The sequence below is a fragment of the Streptococcus sp. SO2 genome, assembly GCF_030440025.1.
Map to the genome: position 1 here is coordinate 11,673 of NZ_JAQFJH010000014.1, position 26,857 is coordinate 38,529.

General features: G+C 39.5%; 24 protein-coding genes. All 24 read left to right on the forward strand.

Going from position 1 to position 26,857, the window contains the following annotated elements; all coding sequences use genetic code 11:
• Window positions 1-635 precede the first annotated feature (635 nt).
• Window positions 636-1,805, forward strand: a complete 1,170-nt coding sequence (locus tag PCY17_RS09600) for a pyridoxal phosphate-dependent aminotransferase (RefSeq protein WP_301393545.1) — start codon at window positions 636-638, stop codon at window positions 1,803-1,805.
• Entirely contained in the window at window positions 1,802-2,572 is a 771-nt protein-coding gene (gene recO / locus PCY17_RS09605) for a DNA repair protein RecO (protein WP_075226983.1), read from the forward strand. The genes PCY17_RS09600 and recO overlap by 4 nt, the downstream gene beginning before the upstream one ends.
• Window positions 2,569-3,561, forward strand: a complete 993-nt coding sequence (plsX, locus tag PCY17_RS09610) for a phosphate acyltransferase PlsX (protein ID WP_061863747.1) — start codon at window positions 2,569-2,571, stop codon at window positions 3,559-3,561. Before recO ends, plsX begins: the two co-directional genes overlap by 4 nt.
• Before the next feature lie 5 nt (window positions 3,562-3,566).
• Window positions 3,567-3,803, forward strand: coding sequence for an acyl carrier protein (locus PCY17_RS09615; RefSeq protein ID WP_000130002.1), 237 nt, complete (start codon window positions 3,567-3,569; stop codon window positions 3,801-3,803).
• Between the two features lie 460 nt (window positions 3,804-4,263).
• On the forward strand, window positions 4,264-4,440 hold the full coding sequence (locus PCY17_RS09620; RefSeq protein ID WP_049526785.1) for a class IIb bacteriocin, lactobin A/cerein 7B family: 177 nt from the start codon (window positions 4,264-4,266) through the stop codon (window positions 4,438-4,440).
• Window positions 4,441-4,671: 231 nt separating this feature from the next.
• Window positions 4,672-4,842 (forward strand): H354_08695 family bacteriocin-like peptide, encoded by a 171-nt coding sequence (locus PCY17_RS09630; protein ID WP_000067700.1) that lies wholly within the window; start codon window positions 4,672-4,674, stop codon window positions 4,840-4,842.
• Window positions 4,843-4,881: 39 nt separating this feature from the next.
• Window positions 4,882-5,070, forward strand: a complete 189-nt coding sequence (locus PCY17_RS09635) for a hypothetical protein (RefSeq protein ID WP_301393557.1) — start codon at window positions 4,882-4,884, stop codon at window positions 5,068-5,070.
• Between the two features lie 24 nt (window positions 5,071-5,094).
• Window positions 5,095-5,304, forward strand: a complete 210-nt coding sequence (locus PCY17_RS09640; protein ID WP_301393559.1) for a bacteriocin immunity protein — start codon at window positions 5,095-5,097, stop codon at window positions 5,302-5,304.
• 106 nt (window positions 5,305-5,410) lie between these two features.
• Window positions 5,411-5,647, forward strand: coding sequence for a hypothetical protein (locus PCY17_RS09645; RefSeq protein ID WP_301393561.1), 237 nt, complete (start codon window positions 5,411-5,413; stop codon window positions 5,645-5,647).
• Window positions 5,640-5,834, forward strand: coding sequence for a hypothetical protein (locus tag PCY17_RS09650; protein WP_049504617.1), 195 nt, complete (start codon window positions 5,640-5,642; stop codon window positions 5,832-5,834). Before PCY17_RS09645 ends, PCY17_RS09650 begins: the two co-directional genes overlap by 8 nt.
• Before the next feature lie 167 nt (window positions 5,835-6,001).
• Window positions 6,002-8,155, forward strand: coding sequence for a peptide cleavage/export ABC transporter ComA (gene comA, locus PCY17_RS09655; protein WP_301393564.1), 2,154 nt, complete (start codon window positions 6,002-6,004; stop codon window positions 8,153-8,155).
• Window positions 8,156-8,167: 12 nt separating this feature from the next.
• Complete coding sequence (locus PCY17_RS09660; RefSeq protein WP_301393566.1) at window positions 8,168-9,517, forward strand: bacteriocin secretion accessory protein; 1,350 nt, start codon at window positions 8,168-8,170, stop codon at window positions 9,515-9,517.
• A gap of 168 nt (window positions 9,518-9,685) precedes the next feature.
• The gene (purC, locus tag PCY17_RS09665) at window positions 9,686-10,393 is read left to right on the forward strand and encodes a phosphoribosylaminoimidazolesuccinocarboxamide synthase (RefSeq protein ID WP_301393567.1); all 708 of its coding nucleotides are present in this window, start codon (window positions 9,686-9,688) and stop codon (window positions 10,391-10,393) included.
• Window positions 10,394-10,459: 66 nt separating this feature from the next.
• On the forward strand, window positions 10,460-14,185 hold the full coding sequence (locus PCY17_RS09670) for a phosphoribosylformylglycinamidine synthase (RefSeq protein WP_301393570.1): 3,726 nt from the start codon (window positions 10,460-10,462) through the stop codon (window positions 14,183-14,185).
• Window positions 14,186-14,357: 172 nt separating this feature from the next.
• Complete coding sequence (purF, locus tag PCY17_RS09675) at window positions 14,358-15,800, forward strand: amidophosphoribosyltransferase (RefSeq protein ID WP_301393573.1); 1,443 nt, start codon at window positions 14,358-14,360, stop codon at window positions 15,798-15,800.
• Between the two features lie 217 nt (window positions 15,801-16,017).
• A complete protein-coding gene (gene purM / locus PCY17_RS09680; protein ID WP_301393575.1) occupies window positions 16,018-17,040 on the forward strand; it encodes a phosphoribosylformylglycinamidine cyclo-ligase in 1,023 nt (340 codons plus the stop codon).
• Window positions 17,040-17,594 carry a phosphoribosylglycinamide formyltransferase gene (gene purN / locus PCY17_RS09685; RefSeq protein ID WP_301393578.1) on the forward strand — a complete coding sequence of 185 codons (555 nt, stop codon included), beginning with the start codon at window positions 17,040-17,042 and terminating at the stop codon, window positions 17,592-17,594. Before purM ends, purN begins: the two co-directional genes overlap by 1 nt.
• Before the next feature lie 74 nt (window positions 17,595-17,668).
• A complete protein-coding gene (gene purH, locus PCY17_RS09690; protein WP_301393581.1) occupies window positions 17,669-19,216 on the forward strand; it encodes a bifunctional phosphoribosylaminoimidazolecarboxamide formyltransferase/IMP cyclohydrolase in 1,548 nt (515 codons plus the stop codon).
• Window positions 19,217-19,397: 181 nt separating this feature from the next.
• On the forward strand, window positions 19,398-20,912 hold the full coding sequence (locus PCY17_RS09695) for a hypothetical protein (RefSeq protein WP_301393583.1): 1,515 nt from the start codon (window positions 19,398-19,400) through the stop codon (window positions 20,910-20,912).
• A gap of 243 nt (window positions 20,913-21,155) precedes the next feature.
• Entirely contained in the window at window positions 21,156-22,418 is a 1,263-nt protein-coding gene (gene purD / locus PCY17_RS09700) for a phosphoribosylamine--glycine ligase (protein WP_301393586.1), read from the forward strand.
• A gap of 192 nt (window positions 22,419-22,610) precedes the next feature.
• Window positions 22,611-23,099: a 5-(carboxyamino)imidazole ribonucleotide mutase gene (gene purE / locus PCY17_RS09705; protein ID WP_301393589.1), complete on the forward strand. Its 489-nt coding sequence runs from the start codon at window positions 22,611-22,613 to the stop codon at window positions 23,097-23,099.
• Complete coding sequence (gene purK / locus PCY17_RS09710) at window positions 23,086-24,159, forward strand: 5-(carboxyamino)imidazole ribonucleotide synthase (protein ID WP_301393592.1); 1,074 nt, start codon at window positions 23,086-23,088, stop codon at window positions 24,157-24,159. The genes purE and purK overlap by 14 nt, the downstream gene beginning before the upstream one ends.
• Window positions 24,159-26,015 (forward strand): RNA-directed DNA polymerase, encoded by a 1,857-nt coding sequence (locus PCY17_RS09715; RefSeq protein WP_301393594.1) that lies wholly within the window; start codon window positions 24,159-24,161, stop codon window positions 26,013-26,015. Before purK ends, PCY17_RS09715 begins: the two co-directional genes overlap by 1 nt.
• Window positions 26,016-26,039: 24 nt before the next feature.
• On the forward strand, window positions 26,040-26,768 hold the full coding sequence (locus PCY17_RS09720) for a hypothetical protein (protein ID WP_301393597.1): 729 nt from the start codon (window positions 26,040-26,042) through the stop codon (window positions 26,766-26,768).
• Window positions 26,769-26,857: the final 89 nt, after the last annotated feature.

The window sequence follows — 26,857 nt, forward strand, 5'->3', positions numbered from 1 at the left end:
AAGAAAAAAAACTCTTGAATATACTCCAAGAGTGAAACGAATAGGACCAGTGGTGGAGCGGGTTCTTTACAACCTAAAGCTGAAGGTAGTGCCGAACCTGAACCTGAATCATCAGCAACATTTGAGCAAACTGTTACTAGTCACTCGACATCATCTTATCCTTAGTTATAAGTTTAGGATAGATAAGAGAGAATATCAACAATAATTCTTATTACAACCATCTGTCCTGTACCTGTGTTTGATTTTCTTGTTTTTGAATAAATTGTCTGACTGTATCTTTCAAATGTTTCTGCAATTCAAGAATCTGACTAAATTCATTTAGGTTAGCCTGATTATCTTCGTTTACTTTTTTTGTGACCTGATTTATATTGACTCCTATCCGATTTATTTCCTTATGCAACTCCTCAATACTCGTCGAAAATCTCCTAATACGTTGTCATCTTCGGCTGACCTAACTTTAGTTATGCTTTCACCTCGATTCCTAGTCTCATGAGATTTTCATTGAGTATTCTAAAAACGTAGTGTTGTAATGAATTTAAATGAACATACATCAGTTGCTTATGCTAGTGTGATTTTGCGGTCAGAGAGCTTTTGTAGTATAATAGACATATGTTCTTTAAGCAAGGAGGGTATCTATGGACTTAACCAAGCGCTTTAATAAACAATTAGATAAGATTCAAGTTTCCTTGATTCGTCAGTTTGACCAGGCTATTTCTGAGATTCCTGGGGTTCTACGTCTGACATTGGGAGAGCCTGACTTTACAACTCCAGACCATGTCAAGGAGGCAGCTAAGCGCGCCATTGACCAAAATCAATCCTACTATACAGGGATGAGTGGTTTGATGACCTTACGCCAGGCAGCTAGTGATTTTGTAAGAGAAAAATACCAGCTAGACTATAATCCTGAAAATGAAATCTTGGTCACAATCGGTGCGACAGAAGCCCTATCTGCTACTTTGACAGCTATTTTGGAGGAAGGAGACAAGGTTCTCTTGCCAGCTCCTGCCTATCCAGGTTACGAGCCTATTGTCAATCTAGTTGGCGCAGAGATTGTTGAGATTGACACGACTGAAAATGGTTTTGTCTTGACCCCTGAAATGCTGGAGAAGGCAATTTTGGAGCAGGGAGATAAGCTCAAGGCAGTCATTCTCAACTATCCAGCTAACCCTACAGGAATTACTTATAGTCGTGAACAATTAGAAGCTTTAGCAGATGTTTTACGAAAGTATGAGATTTTCGTTGTCTGTGATGAGGTTTACTCAGAATTGACCTACACAGGGGAAAATCATGTCTCTTTGGGAACAATGCTGAGAGATCAGGCCATTATCATTAACGGTCTATCCAAATCACATGCTATGACAGGTTGGCGTTTAGGCTTTATCTTCGCACCAGCAAACTTCACAGCCCAACTCATCAAGAGTCACCAGTATTTGGTAACTGCTGCAAATACTATGGCTCAACATGCTGCAGTAGAAGCCTTGACAGCTGGTAAGGATGATGCAGAACCGATGAAGAAGGAGTATATCCAACGTCGGGACTACATTATCGAGAAGATGACGGACCTTGGTTTTGAGATTATCAAACCAGATGGTGCTTTTTATATCTTTGCTAAGATTCCAACAGGCTACAATCAAGATTCCTTTGCTTTTCTGAAGGATTTTGCTCAGAAGAAGGTTGTTGCCTTTATCCCTGGTGCAGCTTTTGGTCAATATGGAGAAGGTTATGTGCGCTTGTCTTATGCGGCTAGTATGGAAACCATCAGAGAGGCTATGAAACGTCTTGAGGAGTACATGAGAGAAGCATGATTCAGTCTATTACGAGTCAGGGGTTGGTGCTCTACAATCGTAATTTTCGTGAGGATGACAAGCTAGTCAAGATTTTTACAGAGCAGGTCGGTAAGCGCATGTTTTTTGTCAAACATGCCGGTCAGTCCAAACTGGCTCCAGTTATTCAACCTTTGGTGCTGGCTCGTTTTCTTTTGCGAATCAATGATGATGGGCTTAGTTATATTGAAGACTACCATGAGGTGATGACCTTTCCAAAAATCAATAGTGATCTCTTTGTCATGGCCTATGCGACCTATGTGGCAGCTCTGGCAGATGCTAGTTTGCAGGACAATCACCAAGATGCTCCCTTGTTTGCTTTTTTACAAAAGACTTTAGAGTTGATGGAAGAGGGGCTGGATTATCAGGTCTTGACCAATATTTTTGAAATTCAGATCTTGACCCGTTTTGGGATTAGTCTGAACTTTAATGAGTGTGTTTTTTGCCATCGGGTGGGTCAGGCCTTTGATTTTTCTTTCAAATATGGTGCTTGCTTATGTCCTGATCATTACCATGAGGACGAGAAACGTTGTCATCTGAATCCAAACATTCCCTATCTGCTCAATCAATTTCAAGCCATTAACTTTGAGACTTTAGAGACTATTTCGCTTAAGTCTGAAATCAAGCAAGAATTGCGTCAGTTCATGGATCAAATTTATGAAGAATACGTCGGAATTCACTTAAAATCAAAGAAATTTATTGATTCCCTAGCCGATTGGGGACAATTACTAAAAGAGGAAGACAAATGAAAAAAATCGCAGTAGATGCAATGGGTGGCGATTACGCACCTCAAGCCATTGTTGAGGGTGTCAATCAAGCCCTTGCTGACTTTTCAGATATTGAGATTCAACTTTACGGAGACGAAAGCAAAATCAAGCAATATCTAACAGCTACAGAACGCGTCAGTATTATCCATACAGATGAAAAAATTGATTCGGATGATGAACCAACAAAAGCCATCCGTAAGAAGAAAAATGCCAGTATGGTATTGGCTGCTAAGGCTGTCAAGGACGGTGAGGCTGATGCTGTGCTCTCTGCAGGAAATACAGGTGCTTTGTTAGCGGCAGGATTTTTCATCGTTGGTCGCATCAAAAATATCGATCGTCCAGGGCTTATGTCAACCTTACCAACAGTTGATGGGAAAGGTTTTGACATGCTGGACCTCGGTGCCAATGCAGAAAACACAGCCCATCACTTACATCAATACGCCATCTTAGGTTCTTTCTATGCCAAAAATGTTCGTGGAATTGCAAAACCACGAGTTGGTTTGCTTAATAACGGGACAGAGAGTAGTAAAGGGGATCCACTCCGCAAGGAAACTTATGACTTGCTAGCAGCTGATGAGAGTTTGAATTTTATTGGTAATGTGGAAGCGCGTGATTTGATGGAGGGTGTTGCAGATGTTGTCGTGGCAGACGGTTTCACGGGAAACGCTGTGCTCAAATCCATCGAAGGAACAGCCATGGGAATCATGGGCTTGCTTAAAAATGCTATTACAGGTGGTGGACTTCGAGCAAAACTTGGTGCTCTTCTTCTTAAGGATAGTCTTAGAGGTTTGAAAAAGCAACTCAACTATTCAGATGTTGGAGGTGCAGTCTTGTTTGGTGTTAAGGCGCCGGTTGTTAAGACTCATGGCTCAAGTGATGCCAAGGCTGTATACAGTACGATTCGTCAGATTCGTACCATGCTAGAAACAGACGTAGTTGCTCAAACTGCGCGTGAATTTTCAGGAGAATAATATATATGACAGATAAAGAAATTTTTGACCGCGTCGTGACCATTATCCAAGAACGTCAAGGGGAAGACTTCGTAGTAACAGAAGCCTTGAGTTTGAAGGATGATTTAGATGCTGATTCGGTAGATTTGATGGAATTCGTACTAACCATTGAGGATGAATTCGGAATCGAAATCAGTGATGAAGAAATCGACCACCTCCAAAGTGTGGCAGATGTATTAAAAGCCATTAAAGATAAAATCTAACATAAAGCAACATGCAAGTCATGTTGTTTTTTTATTTCTCGAAAAAAGATAAGATTTTGAAGTTTTATAGTCGAGTTTACGAATAAAAAGATGAGAACAAAAAAGGAGGATTACTGATGTATGTGACAGGTCTTTATCCGTGGTTGATCAAGTGGTTTTTAAAATAAATTTGACTTAGTTGTTTATTTTAAAATTATTTTATCGAATAGATAAGTAAGAAGAAAAGGAAAGGAGTCTGATCAATGTATTTACCAATTTTACTTCCATGGTTTATCAAATTGTATTTTAAATAAATTAAATTTATTCATTCATTTTAAAATGATTTCTCGAATAGATAAGTGAGAAGAAAAGGAAGGAGATTAGGAATGATTATTTCAGTTATTTATCCAATTTGGCTTTTAAAATGGTTTAAAGGTTAAAAATAACAAACAAAAAACTATAAAAATAAAGGAAAAAACAAATGACAAACTTTGACAAAATGGAACAGAACTTTGTAGCTCTTACGGAAGAAGAGCTAATGGAAGTGGATGGGGGAGTTGCTTGGGAGGTAGTCTCTGTGGGTATTGCAATTGGTTGGGGGATTTACCAAGTTGGTGAAGCTGCTGGTAAAACGTTCTACTATATTACTCATCCATAGTTTTTGATAAATATGAGCAAGAAAACATTTTGGATTATACTACTCGTTATTACAATTGTGGTGACTGCCGTTGGTTTAGGATTATCTGCATATAATTATTATGTTTTTGATAGACCTTTTTTCAATAGTACTACTAAAGGACTGTTGTCTGCGTTTGTTATGAGTGTATTGATGATTATTATTGGTGTATTAAAAGAAAACTAATTTTTATTATTAAAATGGAGGATAAACATGTCGAATTTACAAACTATTGAACAAAATTATACTACGTTAAGTGATGTTGAACTGCAAGAAGTCAATGGTGGAGGAGTAGTACTTTTAATTGGTGGTGGTATTTTGTCTGTTGGACTATTAGCTTGGGGTGCGTATAATGGTTATCAGTCTGCATCACGAGGTGGATAAAAAGCTAGTAAATTCTTTATAAGAAAGCAGGAGTCTGCTATGAAAAAATTCTTATTGGGATTTGCTGAAGGTTATTTTATCGTGTCAGTCATTATCTATATTGTAACGTATTTGATTTTGAAAAAACCGATCAATACCTTGTTTTATCCAGAAAACTATCCAATTCTGCTTGGTCTGTTTTATGTAGGATACAAGTATCAAACAAAAGGAAGTAAGATTGGGAATTGATGGACTATCAAAATGGAGTTTGAGATGAAAGTCGTTCAAGTGTTACAAAAAGCTTGGATAGAGTTTACTGTATGCTGCAGTTCGATGGTTTATATCATTGTTAGAATAGTGGCTGATGTAAACAAAATAAATCTACCTACATGGTTTGAAAATTTTGACATGCCTACAATTTCACTATTCTTGATAGTATTTATTTTACTTTATAGAAGTGAAGAAAAATGTGATAAAGGTTGATAAAATGAATTTGAACTTTGTGGCTCCAGTATTAGGGCAATCTTGGGGAATGTTGGGGTGTTAAGCTGATGAACTGTAGTTTAATTTTAGTTAGAAAGATATTCGTATGTTTAAAAAAGAAGTGATATTATTAGGGCTGCTTCTACTAGTACGTATTGTACTTTCTATCATGCAAGTTTTAATAGACTATAAACTATTGCTAGGAAAGTATAGTGTAAATTTCATGGAACTTTCAGATTTATTATCTTATCCCCTACTTTTTTTAATCATTTACATAGCGGTAAAATATCATGCTATCCAGAAAATGAGAGGTAAAGAAGATAATCAGGATGGAAATGAATAAGACTTTAAAAATATTTCTAACGTTCCTTTTCTTATTTCTGATGAATATGTTTATTCTCAAGATACTAGCAACTCTGGGATTTCAGCTGACAATGAGTGAAAAGAGTTATATTGTACCACCTCTGTTTTCGATTATCGTTTTGTACATGATTGACAAAGGAATTAGGAAGAAAAAGAAATCTTTATAAATATATATTTTAGGTAGGACGTTTCTTCTACCTATTTTTATGTAGGAAAAAGTGCTGTTCAGGTGTAGTTATTGTTTTTTTAGAAATAATTTTCTTTTTGCTTCTTTGTTTGGATAAAATAATCTTACAAAGTTTTCTTTGGAGATTGTTAGGAAATGGAGTAGGATATGAAATTTAGTAAACGGCATTATCGTCCTCAGGTAGACCAGATGGACTGCGGTGTGGCTTCATTAGCCATGGTCTTTGGTTATTATGGTAGTTATTATTCTCTGGCTTACTTGCGAGAGTTGGCCAAGACGACCATGGATGGGACTACGGCTTTAGGCTTAGTCAAGGTTGCTGAGGAGATAGGTTTTGAGACGCGAGCAATAAAGGCGGACATGACCTTGTTTGATTTGCCGGATGTAACTTTTCCTTTTGTGGCTCATGTGCTTAAGGAAGGGAAATTGCTCCATTATTATGTTGTGACTGGCCAGGACAAGAACAACATTTATATTGCTGATCCAGATCCTAGTGTTAAGCTGACCAAGATTTCTCGTGAGCGCTTTGCCAAGGAGTGGACAGGAATCACCATTTTTATGGCTCCATCTCCGAGTTATAAGCCTCATAAGGAACAAAAAAATGGGCTTCTCTCCTTTATCCCTATATTAGTAAAACAGCGTGGCTTGATTGTCAATATCGTTTTGGCGACCCTCTTGGTGACCTTGATTAACATTGTGGGTTCTTATTATCTGCAGTCTATCATTGACACTTATGTACCAGATCAGATGCGCTCAACCTTGGGGATTATTTCTATTGGGTTGGTCATCGTCTATATTCTCCAACAGATTTTGTCCTATGCTCAGGAGTATCTCTTACTTGTTTTGGGGCAACGCTTGTCCATTGATGTGATTTTGTCCTATATCAAGCATGTTTTTCATTTGCCTATGTCCTTTTTTGCAACACGAAGGACAGGGGAAATCGTGTCTCGTTTCACGGATGCGAATAGTATCATCGATGCACTGGCTTCGACCATTCTGTCAATCTTTTTGGATGTATCTACTGTCTTGATTATTTCATTAGTTCTATTTTCGCAGAATAGCAATCTCTTTTTCATGAGTTTACTAGCCCTTCCTATCTACACAGTGATTATCTTTGCTTTTATGAAGCCCTTTGAAAAGATGAATCGGGAAACTATGGAAGCCAATGCTGTTCTGTCTTCTTCTATCATTGAGGACATCAATGGCATTGAGACCATCAAGTCCTTAACTAGTGAAAGTTCACGCTACCAAAAGATTGACAAGGAATTTGTAGATTATCTGAAAAAATCTTTTACTTACAGTCGGGCAGAAAGTCAGCAAAAGGCTCTGAAAAAGCTTGCCCAACTCTTGCTCAATGTTGCCATTCTCTGGATGGGGGCTCTCCTAGTCATGGATAATAAGATGAGTTTGGGCCAGTTGATTACCTATAATACCTTGCTTATTTACTTTACAAATCCATTGGAAAATATCATCAATCTGCAAACTAAGCTTCAGACAGCGCAGGTTGCCAATAACCGTCTCAATGAAGTTTATCTGGTTGCATCTGAGTTTGAGGAAAAGAAAACAGTCTCAGATTTGAGCTTGCTAGAAGGAGATATGGATTTCAAGCAGGTTCACTACAAATATGGCTATGGTCGAGATGTCTTGTCGGACATCAATCTAACCATTGCGCAAGGCTCTAAAGTGGCTTTTGTAGGGATTTCAGGATCGGGTAAGACGACCTTGGCTAAGATGATGGTTAATTTTTATGATCCTAGTCAGGGGGAGATTAGTCTGGGTGGTGTCAATCTCAATCAGATTGATAAAAAGGCTCTGCGCCAGTATATCAACTACCTGCCTCAGCAGCCCTACGTCTTTAACGGAACGATTTTGGAGAATCTTCTCCTCGGAGCTAAGGAGGGGACGACCCAGGAGGATATCTTGAGAGCAGTGGAGTTGGCAGAGATTCGGGAGGATATTGAGCGCATGCCACTGAATTACCAGACAGAATTGACTTCGGATGGAGCGGGCATTTCAGGTGGGCAACGTCAGAGGATCGCTTTGGCGCGTGCTCTCTTGACCGATGCGCCTGTCTTGATCTTGGATGAGGCGACCAGCAGTCTAGATATTTTGACCGAGAAGCGAATTGTCGATAATCTCATGGCTTTGGATAAGACCTTGATTTTCATCGCCCACCGTTTAACCATTGCTGAGCGGACAGAGAAGGTTGTTGTTTTGGATCAAGGCAAGATTGTCGAAGAGGGTACACATATGGATTTACTGGCTCAGGGTGGTTTTTATGCCCACTTGGTGAATAGTTAGAGAGGAGAAAAGATGCAATCAGAATTTTTAGAAAGTGCTGAGTTTTACAATCGTCGTTACCATAATTTTTCTAGTTATGTGATTTTTCCAAGTTTTATCTTGTTTTTGTTCCTGATCGTTTTTTCAATCTTTGCACAAAAGGAGATAAGCTTGACAGCTGGAGCTACGGTAGAACCTGCTCGTATCATTGCCACCATTCAGTCTAGTAGTAATAGTAAGATTGTTGCCAACCATTTGGCTGAAAATAAGTTTGTCAAGCAAGGGGATCTTCTCGTTCAATACCAAGAGGGAGCAGAAGCAGTTCAGGCTGAGAATTATGCTAGTCAGTTGGAAATGCTCAAGGATCAAAAGGTTCAACTGGAGTACTTAAAAGCAAGCCTTCAAGCAGGAAGTGATCAATTTCCTGAAGTAGATAAATTTGGCTATCAGCATAGTTTTTTAGATTATCTAAATCAAGCTACTAGTCTGCGGAGTCAGGTTGAGCAACAAAATGCTAGTATATCATCTCAAAATGCAGCAGCCAGTGGTAGTCAGACAGAGTTAGGCAATCTCATCGGTGAAACCCAGTCCAAAATTAAAGAATATCAGCAAGCCAAGTCTGCTATTCAAGCTGATGGAGTCTTAGAGAGTGATCATCCAGCTTATGCCATTTATCAATCTTATCAGTCAACAAAAGAGCAGGGATCGGAAGCCAAGCAGCAGGCCTTATCTCAGCTAGACGCTCACATCACTCAGTTGGAGTCAACTCTTGCAGGTTATCGAGTACAGTATGCAGGTTCAGGAGCCCAGCAAGCTTATGCATCTGGATTAGGAAGTCAGTTGGAGTCATTAAAATCTCAGCAACTAGCCAAGGTAGGCCAGGAATTAACGCTCTTGGATCAGAAAATTCTTGAAGTGGAGTCAGGTAAAAAGATTCAAGGAAATCTTTTAGAGAAGGGGAAAATTACAGCAACAGAAGATGGTGTTCTACATTTGAATCCTGAGCATAGTCGATCTACCATCATTCCAGAAGGAACTATCCTTGCTCACCTTTTTCCGCAGTTGGCTAGGGAGAGGAAGGCAAAACTGACAGCTTATATCAGTTCTAAGGAAGTGGCTGATCTCAAGCATGGAAATGAGGTACGATTTACAACGGTAACGGATGCCAATAAGCAGCTAGTGTTGACATCCAAGATTACGAATATCGATACCAGTGCGACTCAGACAGAAAAGGGCAATTTCTTTAAATTAGAGGCAGAGACGGATTTGAATGCTGAACAAGCAGAAAAACTTCGTTATGGACTTGAAGGTCGTTTGACTATGATTACAGGTAGGAAGAGTTTTTTACGCTACTATCTTGATCGTTTTTTGAAACAAGAATAAAGTTCTCATTCTAACTCAAATCAATCTTAGAAAATCGCAAATGAAAAATCGTTTGCGATTTTTCTGTACTTTTTCAGATGTGATATTAAATATAGTTCGTGAAATATTTGATTTTTGGTGTATGTTGTGTTAGAATGATGTAAAGTAATGCGAAAGGCGAACAAGAAAATGTCCAGTAAACTTATTTATACGGGAAAAGCTAAAGATATCTATACTACAGAAGACGAAAATGTGATTAAGTCGGTCTACAAGGACCAGGCCACTATGCTGAATGGAGCTCGCAAAGAGACCATAGAGGGGAAAGGTGTGCTGAATAATCAGATTTCGTCTCTTATTTTCGAAAAATTGAATGCAGCTGGTGTGGCGACACACTTTATCGAACGTATTTCTGACACAGAACAACTCAATAAGAAGGTGACCATCATTCCTTTGGAGGTTGTTCTTCGTAACGTGACTGCAGGTTCTTTCTCAAAACGTTTTGGCGTGGAAGAAGGTTTGGACTTAGAAACTCCAATCGTTGAATTTTACTACAAGAACGATGATTTGGATGATCCATTCATCAATGATGAGCATGTGAAGTTCTTGGATATTGCCAATGATGAGCAAATTGCTTATATCAAGGAAGAAACGCGTCGTATCAATGAATTGTTGAAAGATTGGTTTGCACAAATTGGTCTTCGGTTGATTGACTTTAAATTGGAATTTGGCTTTGATAAGGATGGCAAGATCATCTTGGCAGACGAATTCTCACCAGACAACTGCCGTCTTTGGGATGCGGAAGGGCACCATATGGACAAGGATGTTTTCCGTAGAGATTTGGGCAGTTTAACAGATGTTTATGAAGTTGTATTGGAAAAATTGCAAGGATTGAAGTAGCCTTTTACAAATAGAATACTTGGTCTTCACTACAATCTTTAAGTAGAAATAGATAAAGGAAATAAAATGGATAAACGTATTTTCGTTGAGAAAAAAGCTGATTTTCGTGTCAAATCTGACTCTTTAGTAAAAGAATTACAGCATAATCTTCAGTTGAAAACCTTGAAGGGTCTTCGGATTGTTCAGGTTTACGATGTCTTTAATTTGGCAGAGGACTTGTTTGCGCGTGCGGAAAAACACATCTTCTCTGAGCAGGTGACCGATACTGTTTTGGATGAAGCTGAGGTTAAGGCTGATCTTGAGAAGTATGCTTTCTTTGCTATCGAAAGTTTGCCTGGTCAATTTGACCAACGTGCGGCATCTTCACAAGAAGCTTTGCTTTTGCTTGGTAGTTCAAATGATGTAACAGTGAATACAGCGCAACTTTACTTGGTTAACAAGGATATTGATGCGAATGAGTTGGAAGCTGTCAAAAACTATCTCTTGAACCCAGTGGATTCTCGTTTCAAAGATATCACTATTGGTATTGCGAAACAGGATTTCTCTGAGTCTGACAAGACCATTCCAAACTTGGATTTCTTTGAAACTTATACAGCAGAAGATTTTGCACAGTATAAGGCCGAGCAAGGATTGGCCATGGAAGTGGATGACCTTCTATTCATTCAAGATTACTTCAAGTCTATTGGTCGTGTACCGACTGAGACGGAGCTTAAGGTGTTGGATACCTACTGGTCTGACCACTGCCGTCATACCACTTTCGAGACTGAGTTGAAAAACATCGACTTCTCAGCTTCTAAATTCCAAAAACAATTGCAAGCGACTTATGACAAATATATCGCGATGCGTGATGAGTTGGGACGTACAGAAAAACCTCAAACCTTGATGGATATGGCGACTATTTTTGGTCGTTATGAGCGTGCCAATGGTCGTTTGGATGACATGGAAGTATCTGATGAAATCAATGCCTGCTCAGTTGAAATTGAGGTGGATGTCAATGGTATCAAAGAAACATGGCTTCTTATGTTCAAGAATGAAACTCACAACCACCCAACGGAAATCGAACCATTTGGTGGTGCGGCTACTTGTATCGGTGGTGCCATTCGTGACCCATTGTCAGGGCGCTCCTACGTTTACCAAGCCATGCGTATCTCAGGTGCTGGTGATATCACGGCTCCAATTTCAGCGACTCGTGCTGGTAAATTACCACAACAAGTGATTTCTAAAACAGCAGCTCACGGTTATTCTTCGTACGGGAACCAAATTGGTCTTGCAACAACTTATGTTCGTGAATACTTCCACCCAGGTTTCGTTGCTAAACGTATGGAGCTAGGTGCAGTAGTCGGTGCAGCTCCCAAGGAAAATGTGGTTCGTGAAAAACCTGAAGCTGGCGATGTGATTATCTTGCTTGGTGGTAAGACTGGACGTGACGGTGTCGGTGGCGCGACAGGTTCTTCTAAAGTTCAAACGGTTGAATCTGTTGAAACAGCTGGTGCTGAGGTTCAAAAAGGGAACGCTATCGAAGAACGCAAGATTCAACGTCTTTTCCGTAATGGTGATGTGACTCGTCTGATCAAAAAATCAAATGACTTTGGTGCGGGTGGCGTCTGCGTAGCGATCGGTGAATTGGCTGATGGTCTTGAAATTGATCTAGATAAAGTGCCGTTGAAATACCAAGGATTGAATGGTACCGAAATTGCTATTTCTGAATCTCAGGAACGTATGGCTGTGGTGGTTCGTCCAGAAGATGTAGATGCCTTTATTGCAGCATGTAACAAAGAAAATATTGATGCTGTTGTCGTTGCAACAGTGACTGAAAAACCAAATCTTGTCATGCACTGGAATGGCGAAACAATCGTTGATTTGGAACGTCGTTTCCTTGATACGAACGGTGTACGTGTAGTTGTAGATGCTAAGGTGGTTGACAAGGATGTCAAGCTTCCAGAAGAACGTCAAACATCTGCCGAAACCCTCGAAGCTGATACTCTTGAAGTCTTGGCTGACCTTAACCATGCCAGTCAAAAAGGGTTGCAAACTATCTTTGATAGCTCAGTTGGTCGTTCAACAGTCAATCACCCACTTGGTGGTCGTTACCAAATCACACCAACTGAAGCTTCCGTACAGAAATTGCCAGTTCAACATGGTGTGACAACAACTGCTTCTGTTATGGCACAAGGGTTCAACCCTTATGTAGCAGAATGGTCTCCATATCATGGTGCGGCTTATGCAGTGATCGAAGCAACTGCCCGTTTGGTTGCTGCTGGTGCCAACTGGTCTAAGGCTCGTTTCTCTTATCAAGAATACTTCGAGCGTATGGACAAGCAAGCTGAGCGTTTTGGTCAGCCAGTAGCAGCTCTCCTAGGCTCTATCGAAGCTCAGATTCAACTTGGCTTGCCATCTATCGGTGGTAAGGACTCTATGTCTGGTACCTTTGAAGAATTGACAGTACCACCAACCTTGGTTGCTTTTGGGGTGACAACAGCAGATAGCCGTAAGGTCCTTTCTCCAGAATTTAAAGCTGCTGGTGAAAATATCTATTACATCCCAGGTCAAGCTTTGGCACAAGAAATTGACTTCGACCTTATCAAGTCTAACTTTGCTCAATTTGAAGCCATCCAAGCTGATCACAAAGTAACAGCAGCATCAGCTGTCAAATATGGTGGTGTCCTTGAAGCCCTTGCCCTTGCAACATTTGGTAACCATATTGGTGCCACTGTAACCCTTGAAAATCTTGAGACTGCCTTGACAGCTCAATTGGGTGGATTCGTCTTCACATCTCCTGAAGATATTGCAGGGATTGCCAAGATTGGACAAACAGCAGCTGACTTTACACTTACTGTCAATGGTGTAACGCTTGATGGACACAAACTTGACAGTGCCTTCCAAGGTAAATTGGAAGAAGTTTACCCGACGGAATTTGCACAAGCAACTGAGTTGGAAGAAGTACCTGCTGTGGCATCAGATGCTGTTGTCAAAGCTAAAGAAATAGTTGAGACACCAGTGGTTTACATCCCAGTGTTTCCAGGTACCAACTCAGAATATGACTCCGCTAAAGCCTTTGAAAAAGAAGGGGCAAAAGTCAACTTGGTACCATTTGTAACACTTAACGAAGAGGCTATTGTCAAGTCTGTTGACACCATGGTTGACAATATCGAGAAAGCCAATATTCTCTTCTTTGCAGGTGGCTTCTCGGCAGCAGATGAACCAGATGGATCAGCTAAATTTATCGTTAATATCTTGCTTAACGAAAAAGTACGTGCAGCCATTGATAGCTTCATCGAAGGTGGTGGTTTGATTATCGGTATCTGTAACGGATTCCAAGCTCTTGTCAAATCAGGTCTTCTTCCATACGGTAACTTTGAAGATGCAAGCAGCACTAGTCCAACCCTCTTCTACAATGATGCCAACCAACACGTAGCTAAGATGGTTGAAACACGTATTGCTAACACGAACTCACCATGGCTTGCTGGAGTAGAAGTTGGTGACATTCATGCCATCCCAGTATCACACGGTGAAGGTAAATTTGTCGTGACAGCTGAGGAATTTGCAGAGCTCCGTGATAATGGTCAAATCTTTACCCAATATGTTGACTTCGAAGGCAAACCAAGCATGGATTCACAATACAATCCTAACGGATCTGTCAATGCGATTGAAGGTATCACAAGTAAGAACGGTCAAATCATTGGTAAGATGGGACACTCAGAACGTTTCGAAGACGGTCTCTTCCAAAATATTCCAGGAAATAAAGACCAATATCTCTTTGCATCAGCGGTTAAATACTTTACTGGAAAATAAATAGGCTTTGCAGATTTTCTAATAGGTAACCATCAGTCAATGTAAAATCAAGTAGATCTAACTTACGACAATTGCATATGATTTATTGTTGCGAGTGAAACGAGCTTCTGCCGTATCATTCCGCTCTAGTATCGTTAAGGAATGATACACAAATAAAAATTAGGTATATAAAATGACATACGAAGTAAAATCTCTTAATGAAGAATGTGGTGTTTTTGGTATCTGGGGTCACCCAGACGCTGCCAAATTGACCTATTTTGGACTCCATAGTCTTCAGCACCGTGGTCAGGAGGGGGCAGGAATCCTCTCCAATGACCAAGGGAAATTGAAGCGTCATCGTGATATGGGGCTTTTATCAGAAGTCTTCAAAAATCCTGCGAATTTAGATAAATTGACAGGAAGTGGAGCGATTGGACACGTGCGTTATGCGACTGCGGGAGAAGCCTCTGTAGACAATATCCAACCTTTCCTATTCCGCTTTCACGATATGCAGTTTGGTTTGGCTCATAATGGGAATCTGACCAATGCAGAATCTCTCAAGCAAGAATTGGAACAAAGAGGAGCAATCTTTAGCTCGACTTCTGATTCAGAGATCTTGGCTCACTTGATTCGCCGTAGTCACAATCCAAACCTAATGGGTAAAATTAAGGAAGCCCTCAGTCTTGTTAAAGGTGGTTTTGCTTATCTCTTGATGTTTGAAGATAAGTTAATTGCAGCGCTTGATCCAAACGGCTTCCGTCCTCTGTCAATCGGGAAAATGACGAATGGAGCAGTAGTGGTTTCATCTGAGACCTGTGCCTTTGAAGTAATCGGTGCTGAGTGGATTCGCGATGTGAAACCAGGCGAGATTGTCATTATTGATGACAATGGCATCCAGTATGACAGCTATACAAACGATACTCAACTGGCTATCTGTTCCATGGAGTATATTTACTTTGCCCGTCCCGACTCTAACATCCACGGTGTCAATGTCCATACAGCTCGTAAGAGGATGGGAGCTCAATTGGCACGTGAGTTCAAGCATGAAGCTGATATCGTAGTTGGGGTACCAAACTCCTCACTCAGTGCAGCTATGGGCTTTGCGGAAGAGTCTGGGCTACCAAATGAAATGGGGCTCATCAAGAACCAATATACGCAACGGACCTTTATCCAGCCGACTCAAGAATTGCGCGAGCAAGGGGTTCGTATGAAATTGTCTGCCGTTTCTGGTGTTGTTAAAGGCAAACGCGTAGTCATGATTGATGATTCTATCGTACGAGGCACCACCTCTCGTCGGATTGTCCAACTTTTGAAAGAAGCAGGAGCGTCAGAAGTGCACGTTGCCATTGGTAGTCCTGCTCTTGCCTATCCATGTTTCTACGGGATTGATATCCAGACACGTCAGGAGTTGATTGCGGCCAATCATACCGTTGATGAAACTTGCCAAATCATAGGTGCGGATAGTCTGACTTATCTTTCTATTGATGGCTTGATTGACTCTATTGGGATTGAAACAGATGCGCCAAATGGCGGCCTCTGTGTGGCTTACTTTGATGGGAAATATCCAACTCCTCTCTATGACTATGAAGAAGAATATCGTAGAAGTTTAGAAGAAAAAACGAGTTTTTACAAATAAAAAATCCCATTGAAGGAAAGGAAAAGGAATAAACAAATGACAAATAAGAATGCTTATGCGCCACGTCTCACTACTGACTAAAAGCTAAAGCATTTGTCAGTAGACGCTTTCTCCTATGGGACCAAAGCTAGAGACCTGACTAGTATTTTTAGATAAAATAATTGTTTATCTAAAAATACGTCGCAGTCTTTCTCAAAAAAAGAAAAGGAATAAACAAATGACAAATAAGAATGCTTACGCAAAATCTGGTGTGGATGTTGAAGCGGGTTATGAAGTTGTTGAACGAATTAAAAAGCACGTTGCACGTACGGAGCGCGCAGGTGTCATGGGAGCTCTTGGTGGTTTTGGTGGTATGTTTGACCTTTCAAAAACAGGTGTCAAAGAACCTGTTTTGATCTCAGGAACAGATGGTGTTGGTACTAAGCTGATGCTTGCTATCAAGTATGACAAACACGATACCATCGGTCAAGACTGTGTGGCTATGTGTGTCAATGATATCATTGCTGCAGGTGCAGAGCCTCTTTACTTCTTGGACTATATCGCAACTGGTAAAAATGAACCAGCTAAACTAGAACAAGTGGTTGCAGGTGTGGCCGAAGGTTGTGTGCAAGCTGGTGCCGCCCTTATCGGTGGGGAAACTGCTGAAATGCCTGGCATGTACGGCGAAGACGACTATGACTTGGCTGGTTTTGCAGTCGGTGTTGCAGAAAAATCTCAAATCATCGACGGTTCAAAAGTAGCAGAAGGCGATGTGATTTTGGGACTTGCTTCAAGCGGTATCCACTCAAATGGCTATTCACTTGTTCGTCGTGTCTTTGCTGATTACACAGGTGAAGAAGTATTGCCTGAGTTGGAAGGTAAGAAACTCAAGGAGGTTCTTCTTGAGCCAACTCGCATCTATGTCAAGGCTGTCTTGCCACTCATTAAAGAGGAATTGGTGAATGGAATTGCCCACATCACAGGTGGTGGTTTCATCGAAAATGTGCCACGTATGTTCTCAGATGACTTGGCCGCTGAAATTGATGAAAGCAACGTCCCAGTTCTTCCAATTTTCAAAGCCCTTGAAAAATATGGCCAAATCAAACACGAAGAAATGTTTGAAATCTTCAACATGGGTATTGGTCTCATGCTTGCGGTGAAACCAGAAAATGTGGAGCGTATCAAAGAACTTCTTGACGAGCCTGTTTATGAAATCGGTCGGATTGTCAAGAAGACAGATGCAAGTGTGGTGATTAAATAATGGCTAAAAAGATTGCTGTTTTTGCTTCTGGAAACGGTTCAAACTTTCAGGTGATTGCGGAACAATTTCCAGTTGAATTTGTCTTTTCAGATCACCGGGATGCCTATGTACTTGAGCGTGCAGAAAATCTTGGAGTTTTATCCTATGCCTTCGAACTCAAGGAGTTTGAGAGCAAAGTAGACTACGAAGGAGCCATCGTCGAACTCTTAGATGAGCACCAGATTGACTTGGTTTGTCTCGCAGGCTATATGAAAATCGTCGGTCCAACTTTACTAGCAGCTTATGAAGGCCGTATCATCAATATTCACCCAGCTTTTCTCCCTGAATTTCCAGGCGCTCATGGCATTGAGGATGCTTGGAATACAGGCGTTGACCAGTCTGGCGTGACTATTCACTGGGTGGACTCTGGTGTTGATACCGGTAAGGTCATCAAACAAGTCCGTGTGCCACGCCTTGAAGGGGATACCCTTGATACTTTCGAAACTCGCATCCACGAAACAGAGTACAAACTATATCCAGAAGTCTTGGATAGTTTTGGGGCTGCACGAAAATAAGAAAGCCCTCGAGCTGAAAGAAAATTTTCGACTGTAGCAAAGAAAGAACTTTTTTAAAAAGGAAAAGAAAGAACATGACTAAACGAGCACTTATTTCAGTCTCAGATAAAGCGGGCATTGTTGAATTTGCCCAAGAACTTAAAAAACTTGGTTGGGATATCATCTCGACAGGTGGGACCAAGGTTGCCCTTGACAATGCTGGGGTGGACACCATTGCCATTGACGATGTGACTGGTTTCCCAGAAATGATGGACGGTCGTGTGAAGACCCTCCATCCAAATATTCACGGAGGGCTTCTCGCTCGTCGTGACTTGGATAGCCACTTGGAAGCGGCTAAGGACAACAAGATTGAGCTCATTGACCTTGTGGTGGTCAACCTTTACCCATTTAAGGAAACTATCCTTAAACCAGATGTGACTTATGCTGATGCGGTTGAAAATATCGATATTGGTGGGCCATCTATGCTTCGTTCAGCAGCGAAAAATCATGCCAGTGTTACAGTTGTGGTAGATCCTGCTGACTACGCTGTGATTTTGGACGAATTGGCAGCAAACGGCGAAACCTCTTATGAAACTCGCCAACGTTTGGCAGCCAAGGTTTTCCGTCACACAGCGGCTTATGACGCCTTGATTGCAGAATACTTCACAGCTCAAGTCGGAGAAAGCAAGCCTGAAAAACTCACTTTGACTTATGACCTCAAGCAACCAATGCGTTACGGTGAGAACCCTCAACAAGACGCAGACTTCTACCAAAAAGCCTTGCCAACAGACTACTCTATTGCATCTGCTAAACAGCTCAACGGTAAGGAATTGTCCTTCAACAATATCCGTGATGCTGATGCTGCCATCCGTATCATTCGTGATTTCAAAGAACGTCCAACCGTTGTGGCTTTAAAACACATGAACCCATGTGGAATCGGTCAAGCTGACGATATCGAAACAGCTTGGGACTACGCTTATGAATCTGACCCAGTTTCTATCTTTGGTGGTATTGTCGTTCTCAACCGTGAAGTGGACGCTGCGACAGCTCAAAAAATGCACGGTGTTTTCCTTGAAATCATCATTGCGCCAAGCTATTCTGACGAAGCGCTTGAAATCTTGACAACTAAGAAGAAAAACTTGCGCATCCTAGCCTTGCCATTTGACGCACAAGATGCCAGTGAAGCAGAAGCAGAATACACTGGTGTTGTTGGTGGTCTCCTCGTTCAAAATCAGGACGTGATTAAAGAAAGCCCAGCTGACTGGCAAGTGGTAACCAAACGCCAACCAACTGAGACAGAAGCGACAGCCCTTGAGTTCGCATGGAAAGCTATTAAATACGTCAAATCAAACGGGATTATCGTAACCAATGACCACATGACACTTGGTGTTGGTCCTGGTCAAACCAACCGTGTGGCTTCCGTCCGTATTGCTATTGAGCAAGCTAAAGACCGTCTTGACGGCGCTGTCCTTGCTTCAGATGCCTTCTTCCCATTTGCGGATAACGTGGAAGAAATCGCCAAAGCTGGTATCAAGGCCATCATCCAGCCTGGAGGATCCGTCCGTGATCAAGAGTCTATCGAAGCTGCTGATAAATATGGCTTGACTATGGTCTTCACAGGCGTGAGACATTTTAGACATTAGGAAAAATTACTTGAAATAATATTTTATAGTTGACATTTTACGAATAATTAAGTAGAATGTAGTTACATTCTAAGAATTAATTTAAGAAACTGGTGTGGTAATTTTAGTGTCAGTAATCGAGTTATCGATGAAGTTATGTCACTAGGCACACCAGTTTTCTTATTATGTGGTAGGAGTTATTATGAAATTAAATGAAGTAAGAATAAAAGATTTTAATTTTGGAGATGTTGATGGAAGTGATGAATCGTTAGAACCTAAATTTCAAGATTTATTTTATGATGAAGATTCTTTTTATGAAAAAGAGCTAAGCAAAAAAAAGAAATTTATCATTTATGGCAGAAAAGGTACTGGTAAGACTTTATTAGCTTCATACCTAAATGAAAAAATGAGACATAATGCTAATCAGTCTAGTAAAATAGTTTCCTATGATGAATATATCTATGAGAAACTGAAAGAGTTCAAGTATGATTCTGTTAAGAAGGAAGAACAATCATTGTTTTGGAGATACGTATTTTTGCAACAATTTGTTGACTTAATAAAAAAAGATTATGAGTATGCCCGTTTTTGGCAATTTTATAGGAAGCGGAAAATAAAAAAACTAATTGAATCAGTGACACGACAATTTTTAGAGGTTCAACAATTTATAAACGAAGATTCTACGGAAATTAAAAATAGCGGGAAATTTAACTCAAAAATATCTGATTTAGGTGCGGAATTACAGGTAACCTCTAGCTCTGGAAGTACACAAAAAACTACTAGTATTGAATCTCCATATTTTAAGAAATATAAAGAAATTGAAACAGAGGTTTTAAATTATTTAAAAGCGTCTTCAAAAGTATATTTTATTTTTTTTGATGATATGGATAGATTAGAAGAAACCATGGATTTAGATGAATTTATAGATTTAATGATTTCTATGATTTATGGAGCCCAATCACTCAACAGAAAAATTGAAGGAAATTCAAAAATTGTGTTGCTTTTAAGAAGTGACATTCTTAAGCTATTATTTGGAAAATCAGGCGATGTCAATAAGCCGATAACATCTGGGGGAATAGAGTTGATTTGGTATGAATCTAATGCCGCTGCCTCAGATAGCCCTCTAATTAAGATGGTTTTGTATAAAATGAGTAAAAGTATTGATGATAATCTTCCTTTGAGTGAAATACGAAGGAATTTCTTTCCTACAAAAGATACAATATTTAAATATATGATGTCTAGAAGTTTTGGTCGACCTAGGGATATAGTATCGTTCTTTAACATATACAAGAAAAAATTTCCTGAGGATCAAAAAATTGTTCTTAATAATATGCAACGAGTTGAAAAAGAATATTCAGAGTGGTTTTACAAGGAAATATCTAATGAATTGAAGATAACAGGTAAATTTGATGAAGTTGATAAGCTATTAAAATCAATTTCTGAACTTGGTAAATATGAGTTTACCTATCATAAGTTATTCGATTTTATGCAAAAACGTCAAGGTAATACTGACGAATTATTGGAATTGTTAACTTTACTTGTACAATTAGGAGTATTGGGTATTAGGTTGAATACAGGAAATATTGAATTTAGATATCGAGATTATAATATTGACAAGCCGGTAAATATCCATACAAAATTTGTTGTCCACTATGGATTGAGAAAGTTACTGTCTATTAGTTTTAATGACGATAACGAGAAAAACATTATATATCAGTAAGATTAAAAGAATGTTGAAGGTAAAATATTAAACGTAATCATCGTGACCAAGAGTCTATCGAAGCTGCTGATAAATACGGCTTGACTATGGTCTTCACAGGAGTAAGACATTTTAGACATTAAGAAAATGAAAGGGAAGAAAACAGTTTCTTTCCTTTTTTTGATTAAAAAGCTGAACGAAACAAGATTAAAGCGAACGTTTATGGTATAATGTTAGTAAATAATTCGCAAAAGAGGTTGAGAGATGAAACTGTTAGTTGTTGGCTCAGGTGGTCGTGAGCATGCGATTGCCAAAAAGTTGTTGGAGTCTAAAGACGTTGAGCAAGTTTTCGTGGCTCCTGGGAATGACGGGATGACCTTAGATGGACTTGATTTGGTAAATATCTCTATTTCCGAACATTCTGCATTGATTGAATTTGCAAAGTCTAACGATATTGCTTGGACCTTCATTGGGCCAGATGATGCCCTTGCAGCTGGGATTGTGGATGATTTTAATGCGGCAGGTCTCAAGGCATTTGGTCCGACCAAGGCTGCAGCTGAGCTGGAGTGGTCCAAGGATTTTGCTAAGGAAATCATGGTCAAATACGACGTTCCGACAGCAACCTATGGGACATTTTCAGATTTTGAGGAAGCCAAAGCTTATATCGAGGATAAAGGCGCTCCAATCGTCGTCAAGGCAGATGGCTTGGCCCTTGGGAAAGGTGTCGTCGTTGCGGAGACAGTTGAGCAAGCAGTTGAAGCCACTCATGAGATGCTTTTGAACAATAAATTCGGTGATTCAGGCGCGCGCGTGGTCATCGAGGAATTCCTTGACGGGGAAGAGTTCTCCCTCTTTGCCTTTGTCAATGGAGACAAGTTCTATATCATGCCAACGGCTCAGGACCACAAACGTGCTTATGATGGCGACAAGGGTCCTAATACTGGTGGGATGGGTGCCTATGCACCAGTTCCTCACTTACCACAGAGCGTGGTTGACACAGCGGTTGACACTATTGTCAAGCCAGTTCTTGAAGGTATGATTAAAGAAGGACGTCCTTACCTTGGTGTCCTTTACGCGGGGCTAATCTTGACAGCTGATGGACCGAAAGTCATCGAGTTCAACTCTCGTTTTGGAGATCCTGAAACGCAAATCATCTTACCTCGTTTGACATCTGACTTTGCAGAAAACATCACTGACATTTTGGATGGCAAAGAGCCAGCGATCACTTGGACGGACAAGGGTGTGACACTGGGCGTGGTTGTGGCATCAAACGGCTACCCACTCGCTTATGAGAAGGGTGTCAAGCTTCCAGCCAAGACAGAAGGTGACATCATCACTTACTATGCCGGTGCAAAACTTGCTGAAAATAGCCAAGACCTCCTCTCAAACGGCGGACGTGTCTACATGCTCGTCACAACAGCAGACACCGTCAAAGACGCCCAAAACATTATCTACAAGGAACTCAACAAACAAAACACTGAAGGCCTCTTCTACCGAAACGATATCGGCAGCAAGGCTATTAAGTAAAGATATAAGAATAACGCGACGAAGTCGCCAAATACGATAATGGTTGCCGTGGTGAAAAGACCAGAACTCTTACTGTTCTGGTCGGGGGAAACTTTGAGACCTTAGGCTCAAAGTTTAGGAATGAAACCGAAGGTTTGCTTCCGTCCCCACCACCTAAGACCATTATCAAAAAAGAAAAGGATATTATTAACTATGAAACCAGTAATTTCCATCATCATGGGCTCAAAGTCCGACTGGGCAACCATGCAAAAAACAGCAGAAGTCCTAGATCGCTTCGGTGTAGCCTACGAAAAGAAAGTTGTTTCTGCACACCGTACACCAGACCTCATGTTCAAACATGCGGAAGAAGCACGTAGCCGTGGCATCAAGGTCATCATCGCAGGTGCGGGTGGCGCAGCTCACTTGCCAGGTATGGTCGCAGCTAAAACGACACTTCCAGTTATCGGGGTACCTGTCAAATCACGTGCCCTTAGCGGTGTGGATTCACTTTATTCCATCGTTCAGATGCCAGGTGGCGTACCAGTCGCAACTATGGCGATCGGTGAAGCAGGTGCGACCAACGCTGCTCTCTTTGCCCTCCGTCTCCTCTCAGTAGAGGACCAGGCTATTGCGACAGCACTTGCTAATTTTGCTGAAGAACAAGGAAAAATCGCAGAGGAGTCTACAAATGAGCTCAATTAAAACCATTGGCGTTATCGGTGGTGGCCAGCTCGGTCAGATGATGGCGATCTCAGCTATCTACATGGGGCACAAGGTTATCGCGCTGGATCCTGCGGCGGATTGCCCAGCCTCCCGTGTGGCGGAAATTATCGTGGCTCCTTACAACGATGTGGATGCTCTACGTCAGTTGGCAGATCGCTGTGATGTTCTCACTTACGAATTTGAAAATGTGGATGCCGACGGTTTGGATGCTGTTATCAAGGATGGGCAACTCCCTCAAGGAACGAACTTGCTCCGCATTTCTCAAAATCGCATTTTTGAAAAGGACTTTCTCTCAAACAAGGCACAAGTCACTGTGGCCCCTTACAAGGTTGTGACTTCAAGTCAAGACTTGGCAGATATCGATTTGTCGAAAAACTATGTCCTCAAGACTGCGACAGGTGGCTATGATGGACACGGACAAAAAGTCATTCGCTCAGAAGCAGATTTGGCAGAAGCCTATGCGCTAGCTGACTCAGCAGACTGTGTCTTGGAAGAATTTGTCAACTTTGACCTTGAAATTTCTGTTATCGTGTCAGGAAATGGCAAGGATGTGACGGTTTTTCCGGTTCAGGAAAATATCCACCGCAACAACATTCTTTCAAAAACCATTGTACCTGCTCGCATTTCAGAAAGTCTAGATGAAAAAGCCAAAGCGATGGCAGTGCGAATCGCAGAACAGCTGAACCTTTCTGGAACCCTTTGCGTGGAAATGTTTGCGACAGCTGATGACATCATTGTCAACGAAATCGCGCCACGTCCACACAATTCAGGTCACTACTCAATCGAAGCCTGCGACTTTTCCCAATTTGACACGCATATCTTGGGTGTTCTCGGTGCACCACTTCCTACTATTCACCTCCATGCACCTGCTGTCATGCTCAATGTCCTCGGCCAACACGTCGAGGCTGCTGAAAAATATGTCACAGAAAATCCAAGCGCCCACCTCCACATGTATGGTAAAATAGAAGCGAAGCACAACCGCAAAATGGGACATGTGACTTTGTTTAGTGATGAACCGGATAAGGTTGGAGAGTTTTAATGATAAGTGGACAAGATCGATATAATATAGATATACTCATGGACCAGATGGTTTCAAGTAATTTACCTCCGTTTGTAGATAAATATTTTAAAATCCCAGATAGGTTATTTGAAAGAATTAAACTAGGCAAGATTCCAGTTTATCAAACAATTAAAAGTAGTGATTATGTAGAGTTAAATCTAAAGGAAATTTCAAGATCAGAGTACGTTGAGAGATATGGCTCAGAGGCGTTAAAATACTTTGCATTTAAAAATAATGGTTCCAAGAGAATGATGGGAATAGTGAATCCTATATACTTTTTTTCTTTTGTTTATAATGCAGTCCATGCACACAATGATTGGATAATGCAACTATATAATTCAGAAAAAATAGAAGATATCATACAAAAATCTAATTCACCAATATTAGGTTTGGATCATTTTTTAAGAATGGATTATGAAAACCAAGACATACAATTCTATGAAAAATTTAAAAATTATACTAATGAATTAAACAGAAAATTAAATAAAAGTTTTGAAAAAAACGAAGAGAAATCATTCTTAATTGAGGGGAGTGCACCATATTACTTATCTGTTGATTTAGAGAACTATTACTCATCAATTGATATAAATCTTTTGTTTAAACTTAGTTCATACGCACCATTTAATGATTTTACTAATAGCATAGCTATGTTTTTTAAATTTTTAGGTAGTTATAATAGAGCAATAAATGAAAATCAAACAAATGGGATTATAACTGGACCAATAAGCTCTTTCATTACAGCAGAATTTATAAGTCTTGCTCTTGATGCGAAATTTAAGGATAAAAACATAACCAGATATTATAGATATGTAGATGATTATTCATTTTATTCGTACTCACAATCAGAATTGGAAAAGAATATTGAGATTTTTGATAGATTGATTAAATCATTTTCGTTAACGCGAAAATTTGAAAAAACTGAAACTGGGAGAGGTTTTTCGAAAAATAATAAAGCAAATATAGATGAAGTATATAGTTTATTTCCTTATTTGAACATTTGCTATAGTCTAGAAACATTAACTTTAGATAAAGATAATTATAAGCAACTTAGGAAATATATAGAAAGTCTGGTTTCCCAGAATTATCTTAGTCAGATAAAAACTGTATTAACTACATTAAAAAATACAATAAAAGATGATAGAGTGAAAATAGATGATCGTATAGTTTCATATTTCATACCTTTTATACTCAAAGTATCTTATATACAGCCTAGATTGGTTTCGCATGTTTATAAATTAATTGATCAAATTTGTAGCAAGTTAGCTAATAATGCAGTTCCTAAATTAATAAAACAGATGCTTGTTGATAGAGATTATTTATTAGATTATTATTCGGAATCAGAATTTGAAATTTGGTTCTATTATATTATTACAAAATATGCAGAACCAGAAATTCGTAAACAAGAACTCGACTACTATTTGTCTCAGACAATGAGAGAAAATTTTTCTACAGAGCCTATTATATTAAGCTTTTTTGTGAGAAATGATTTTTCTATTAATAAGAAAATTTTTGATCGGTTAAAAAATGAGTATTGCTTAAATTGCGATCCTTTAAAAAATAATTCACAGGATGAATCACTACCATTGCAAGGAATTGCTATGTCTAGATGGTGGATTTTGCTGTTAGAGCTGTTTATTTATATAAAACGAACAAAGAAAAAGCGTGGACGAAAACAAAAAGGATTTGATAGTTTTAAAAGAGAAATTGAGCCATATTTTTATAAAGATAAAACTAAAGACAAAGATAAAGGTAAAGATAAAGATAAAGGTAAAAATAAAGATAAAGATAAAGAAATTAATTTTAGTGAAATGGGAATATTTTGTGAGTTACTATAAGTGAGTGATTATGGGAGGGAAAAGATGACTTGGTTAATTTCAACAATTATTGCATCTATTATTTCTTTTTTTGTAGGTGCTTTTTTGCAATGGATTAGAGATAATAAGAAATATTTAAAGTTATGGATAGATACAAATATAGGAAAAGCTCGAGATAAACAGGTGAGATTTAGTATAGCTTATCTATTTAGGATAAAGATTGATGGGAAGTATTTACTAGTTAAAAATTCGAAAATAGCAAATCAATATCAACCGATTGGAGGAGTTTATAAAAAATTTGATTCCTTTAATAACCTCGCTAATGAATTGGAAGTAACTGATGAGAAAAAAGAAAATTTTTGGGTTCCTAATGATTTACGAGTATATGTACAATCAAAAAATGTCATAAAATTTTTGGAATGGTTTCAAACAAGACGGAATAGAGAGGTCAATGTAGTAAGAGAATTCATTGAAGAGATTATTGATAAAAATATATTAGAAATTCAAAGTTTAAGGGATGTTGAATTTGAATTTATCAGAACTTATGATAGTGGTTTACATTATACAGAACAATTTGGTTCATATGAAATATTGTTACATGATATATTTGCGGTAAAACTAAAACCAAATGATGAAGAAAAATTGAAACAATATATTGAGTCGCCATCTGACAATTATTTAATCTTAGTAGGACGAGATGACATTCAACAAAAATCGGTTACTATTGATGGTGTTGATTATAAAATTGGAGAGCAGACAGAAAATATTTTATAAATAAAACTTAAAGATATAGACGGCTACTAAACATTCAATATAATTTTAAAAACAAGCTATTTACGTTATATAAAATATTTATGGTGTAT

Excerpts from the sequence above, each read along its gene's own strand:
- purE (WP_301393589.1), top strand. The coding sequence starts at position 22,611 with ATGAAACCAGTAATTTCCATCATCATGGGCTCAAAGTCCGACTGGGCA.
- PCY17_RS09660 (WP_301393566.1), top strand. The coding sequence starts at position 8,168 with ATGCAATCAGAATTTTTAGAAAGTGCTGAGTTTTACAATCGTCGTTAC.
- comA (WP_301393564.1), top strand. The coding sequence starts at position 6,002 with ATGAAATTTAGTAAACGGCATTATCGTCCTCAGGTAGACCAGATGGAC.
- purK (WP_301393592.1), top strand. The coding sequence starts at position 23,086 with ATGAGCTCAATTAAAACCATTGGCGTTATCGGTGGTGGCCAGCTCGGT.
- purF (WP_301393573.1), top strand. The coding sequence starts at position 14,358 with ATGACATACGAAGTAAAATCTCTTAATGAAGAATGTGGTGTTTTTGGT.
- PCY17_RS09650 (WP_049504617.1), top strand. The coding sequence starts at position 5,640 with ATGAATAAGACTTTAAAAATATTTCTAACGTTCCTTTTCTTATTTCTG.
- PCY17_RS09645 (WP_301393561.1), top strand. The coding sequence starts at position 5,411 with ATGTTTAAAAAAGAAGTGATATTATTAGGGCTGCTTCTACTAGTACGT.
- PCY17_RS09635 (WP_301393557.1), top strand. The coding sequence starts at position 4,882 with ATGAAAAAATTCTTATTGGGATTTGCTGAAGGTTATTTTATCGTGTCA.
- purH (WP_301393581.1), top strand. The coding sequence starts at position 17,669 with ATGACTAAACGAGCACTTATTTCAGTCTCAGATAAAGCGGGCATTGTT.
- purN (WP_301393578.1), top strand. The coding sequence starts at position 17,040 with ATGGCTAAAAAGATTGCTGTTTTTGCTTCTGGAAACGGTTCAAACTTT.
- recO (WP_075226983.1), top strand. The coding sequence starts at position 1,802 with ATGATTCAGTCTATTACGAGTCAGGGGTTGGTGCTCTACAATCGTAAT.
- purD (WP_301393586.1), top strand. The coding sequence starts at position 21,156 with ATGAAACTGTTAGTTGTTGGCTCAGGTGGTCGTGAGCATGCGATTGCC.
- PCY17_RS09695 (WP_301393583.1), top strand. The coding sequence starts at position 19,398 with ATGAAATTAAATGAAGTAAGAATAAAAGATTTTAATTTTGGAGATGTT.
- PCY17_RS09715 (WP_301393594.1), top strand. The coding sequence starts at position 24,159 with ATGATAAGTGGACAAGATCGATATAATATAGATATACTCATGGACCAG.
- PCY17_RS09720 (WP_301393597.1), top strand. The coding sequence starts at position 26,040 with ATGACTTGGTTAATTTCAACAATTATTGCATCTATTATTTCTTTTTTT.
- PCY17_RS09615 (WP_000130002.1), top strand. The coding sequence starts at position 3,567 with ATGACAGATAAAGAAATTTTTGACCGCGTCGTGACCATTATCCAAGAA.
- PCY17_RS09600 (WP_301393545.1), top strand. The coding sequence starts at position 636 with ATGGACTTAACCAAGCGCTTTAATAAACAATTAGATAAGATTCAAGTT.
- PCY17_RS09640 (WP_301393559.1), top strand. The coding sequence starts at position 5,095 with ATGAAAGTCGTTCAAGTGTTACAAAAAGCTTGGATAGAGTTTACTGTA.
- PCY17_RS09670 (WP_301393570.1), top strand. The coding sequence starts at position 10,460 with ATGGATAAACGTATTTTCGTTGAGAAAAAAGCTGATTTTCGTGTCAAA.
- plsX (WP_061863747.1), top strand. The coding sequence starts at position 2,569 with ATGAAAAAAATCGCAGTAGATGCAATGGGTGGCGATTACGCACCTCAA.
- purM (WP_301393575.1), top strand. The coding sequence starts at position 16,018 with ATGACAAATAAGAATGCTTACGCAAAATCTGGTGTGGATGTTGAAGCG.
- PCY17_RS09620 (WP_049526785.1), top strand. The coding sequence starts at position 4,264 with ATGACAAACTTTGACAAAATGGAACAGAACTTTGTAGCTCTTACGGAA.
- purC (WP_301393567.1), top strand. The coding sequence starts at position 9,686 with ATGTCCAGTAAACTTATTTATACGGGAAAAGCTAAAGATATCTATACT.
- PCY17_RS09630 (WP_000067700.1), top strand. The coding sequence starts at position 4,672 with ATGTCGAATTTACAAACTATTGAACAAAATTATACTACGTTAAGTGAT.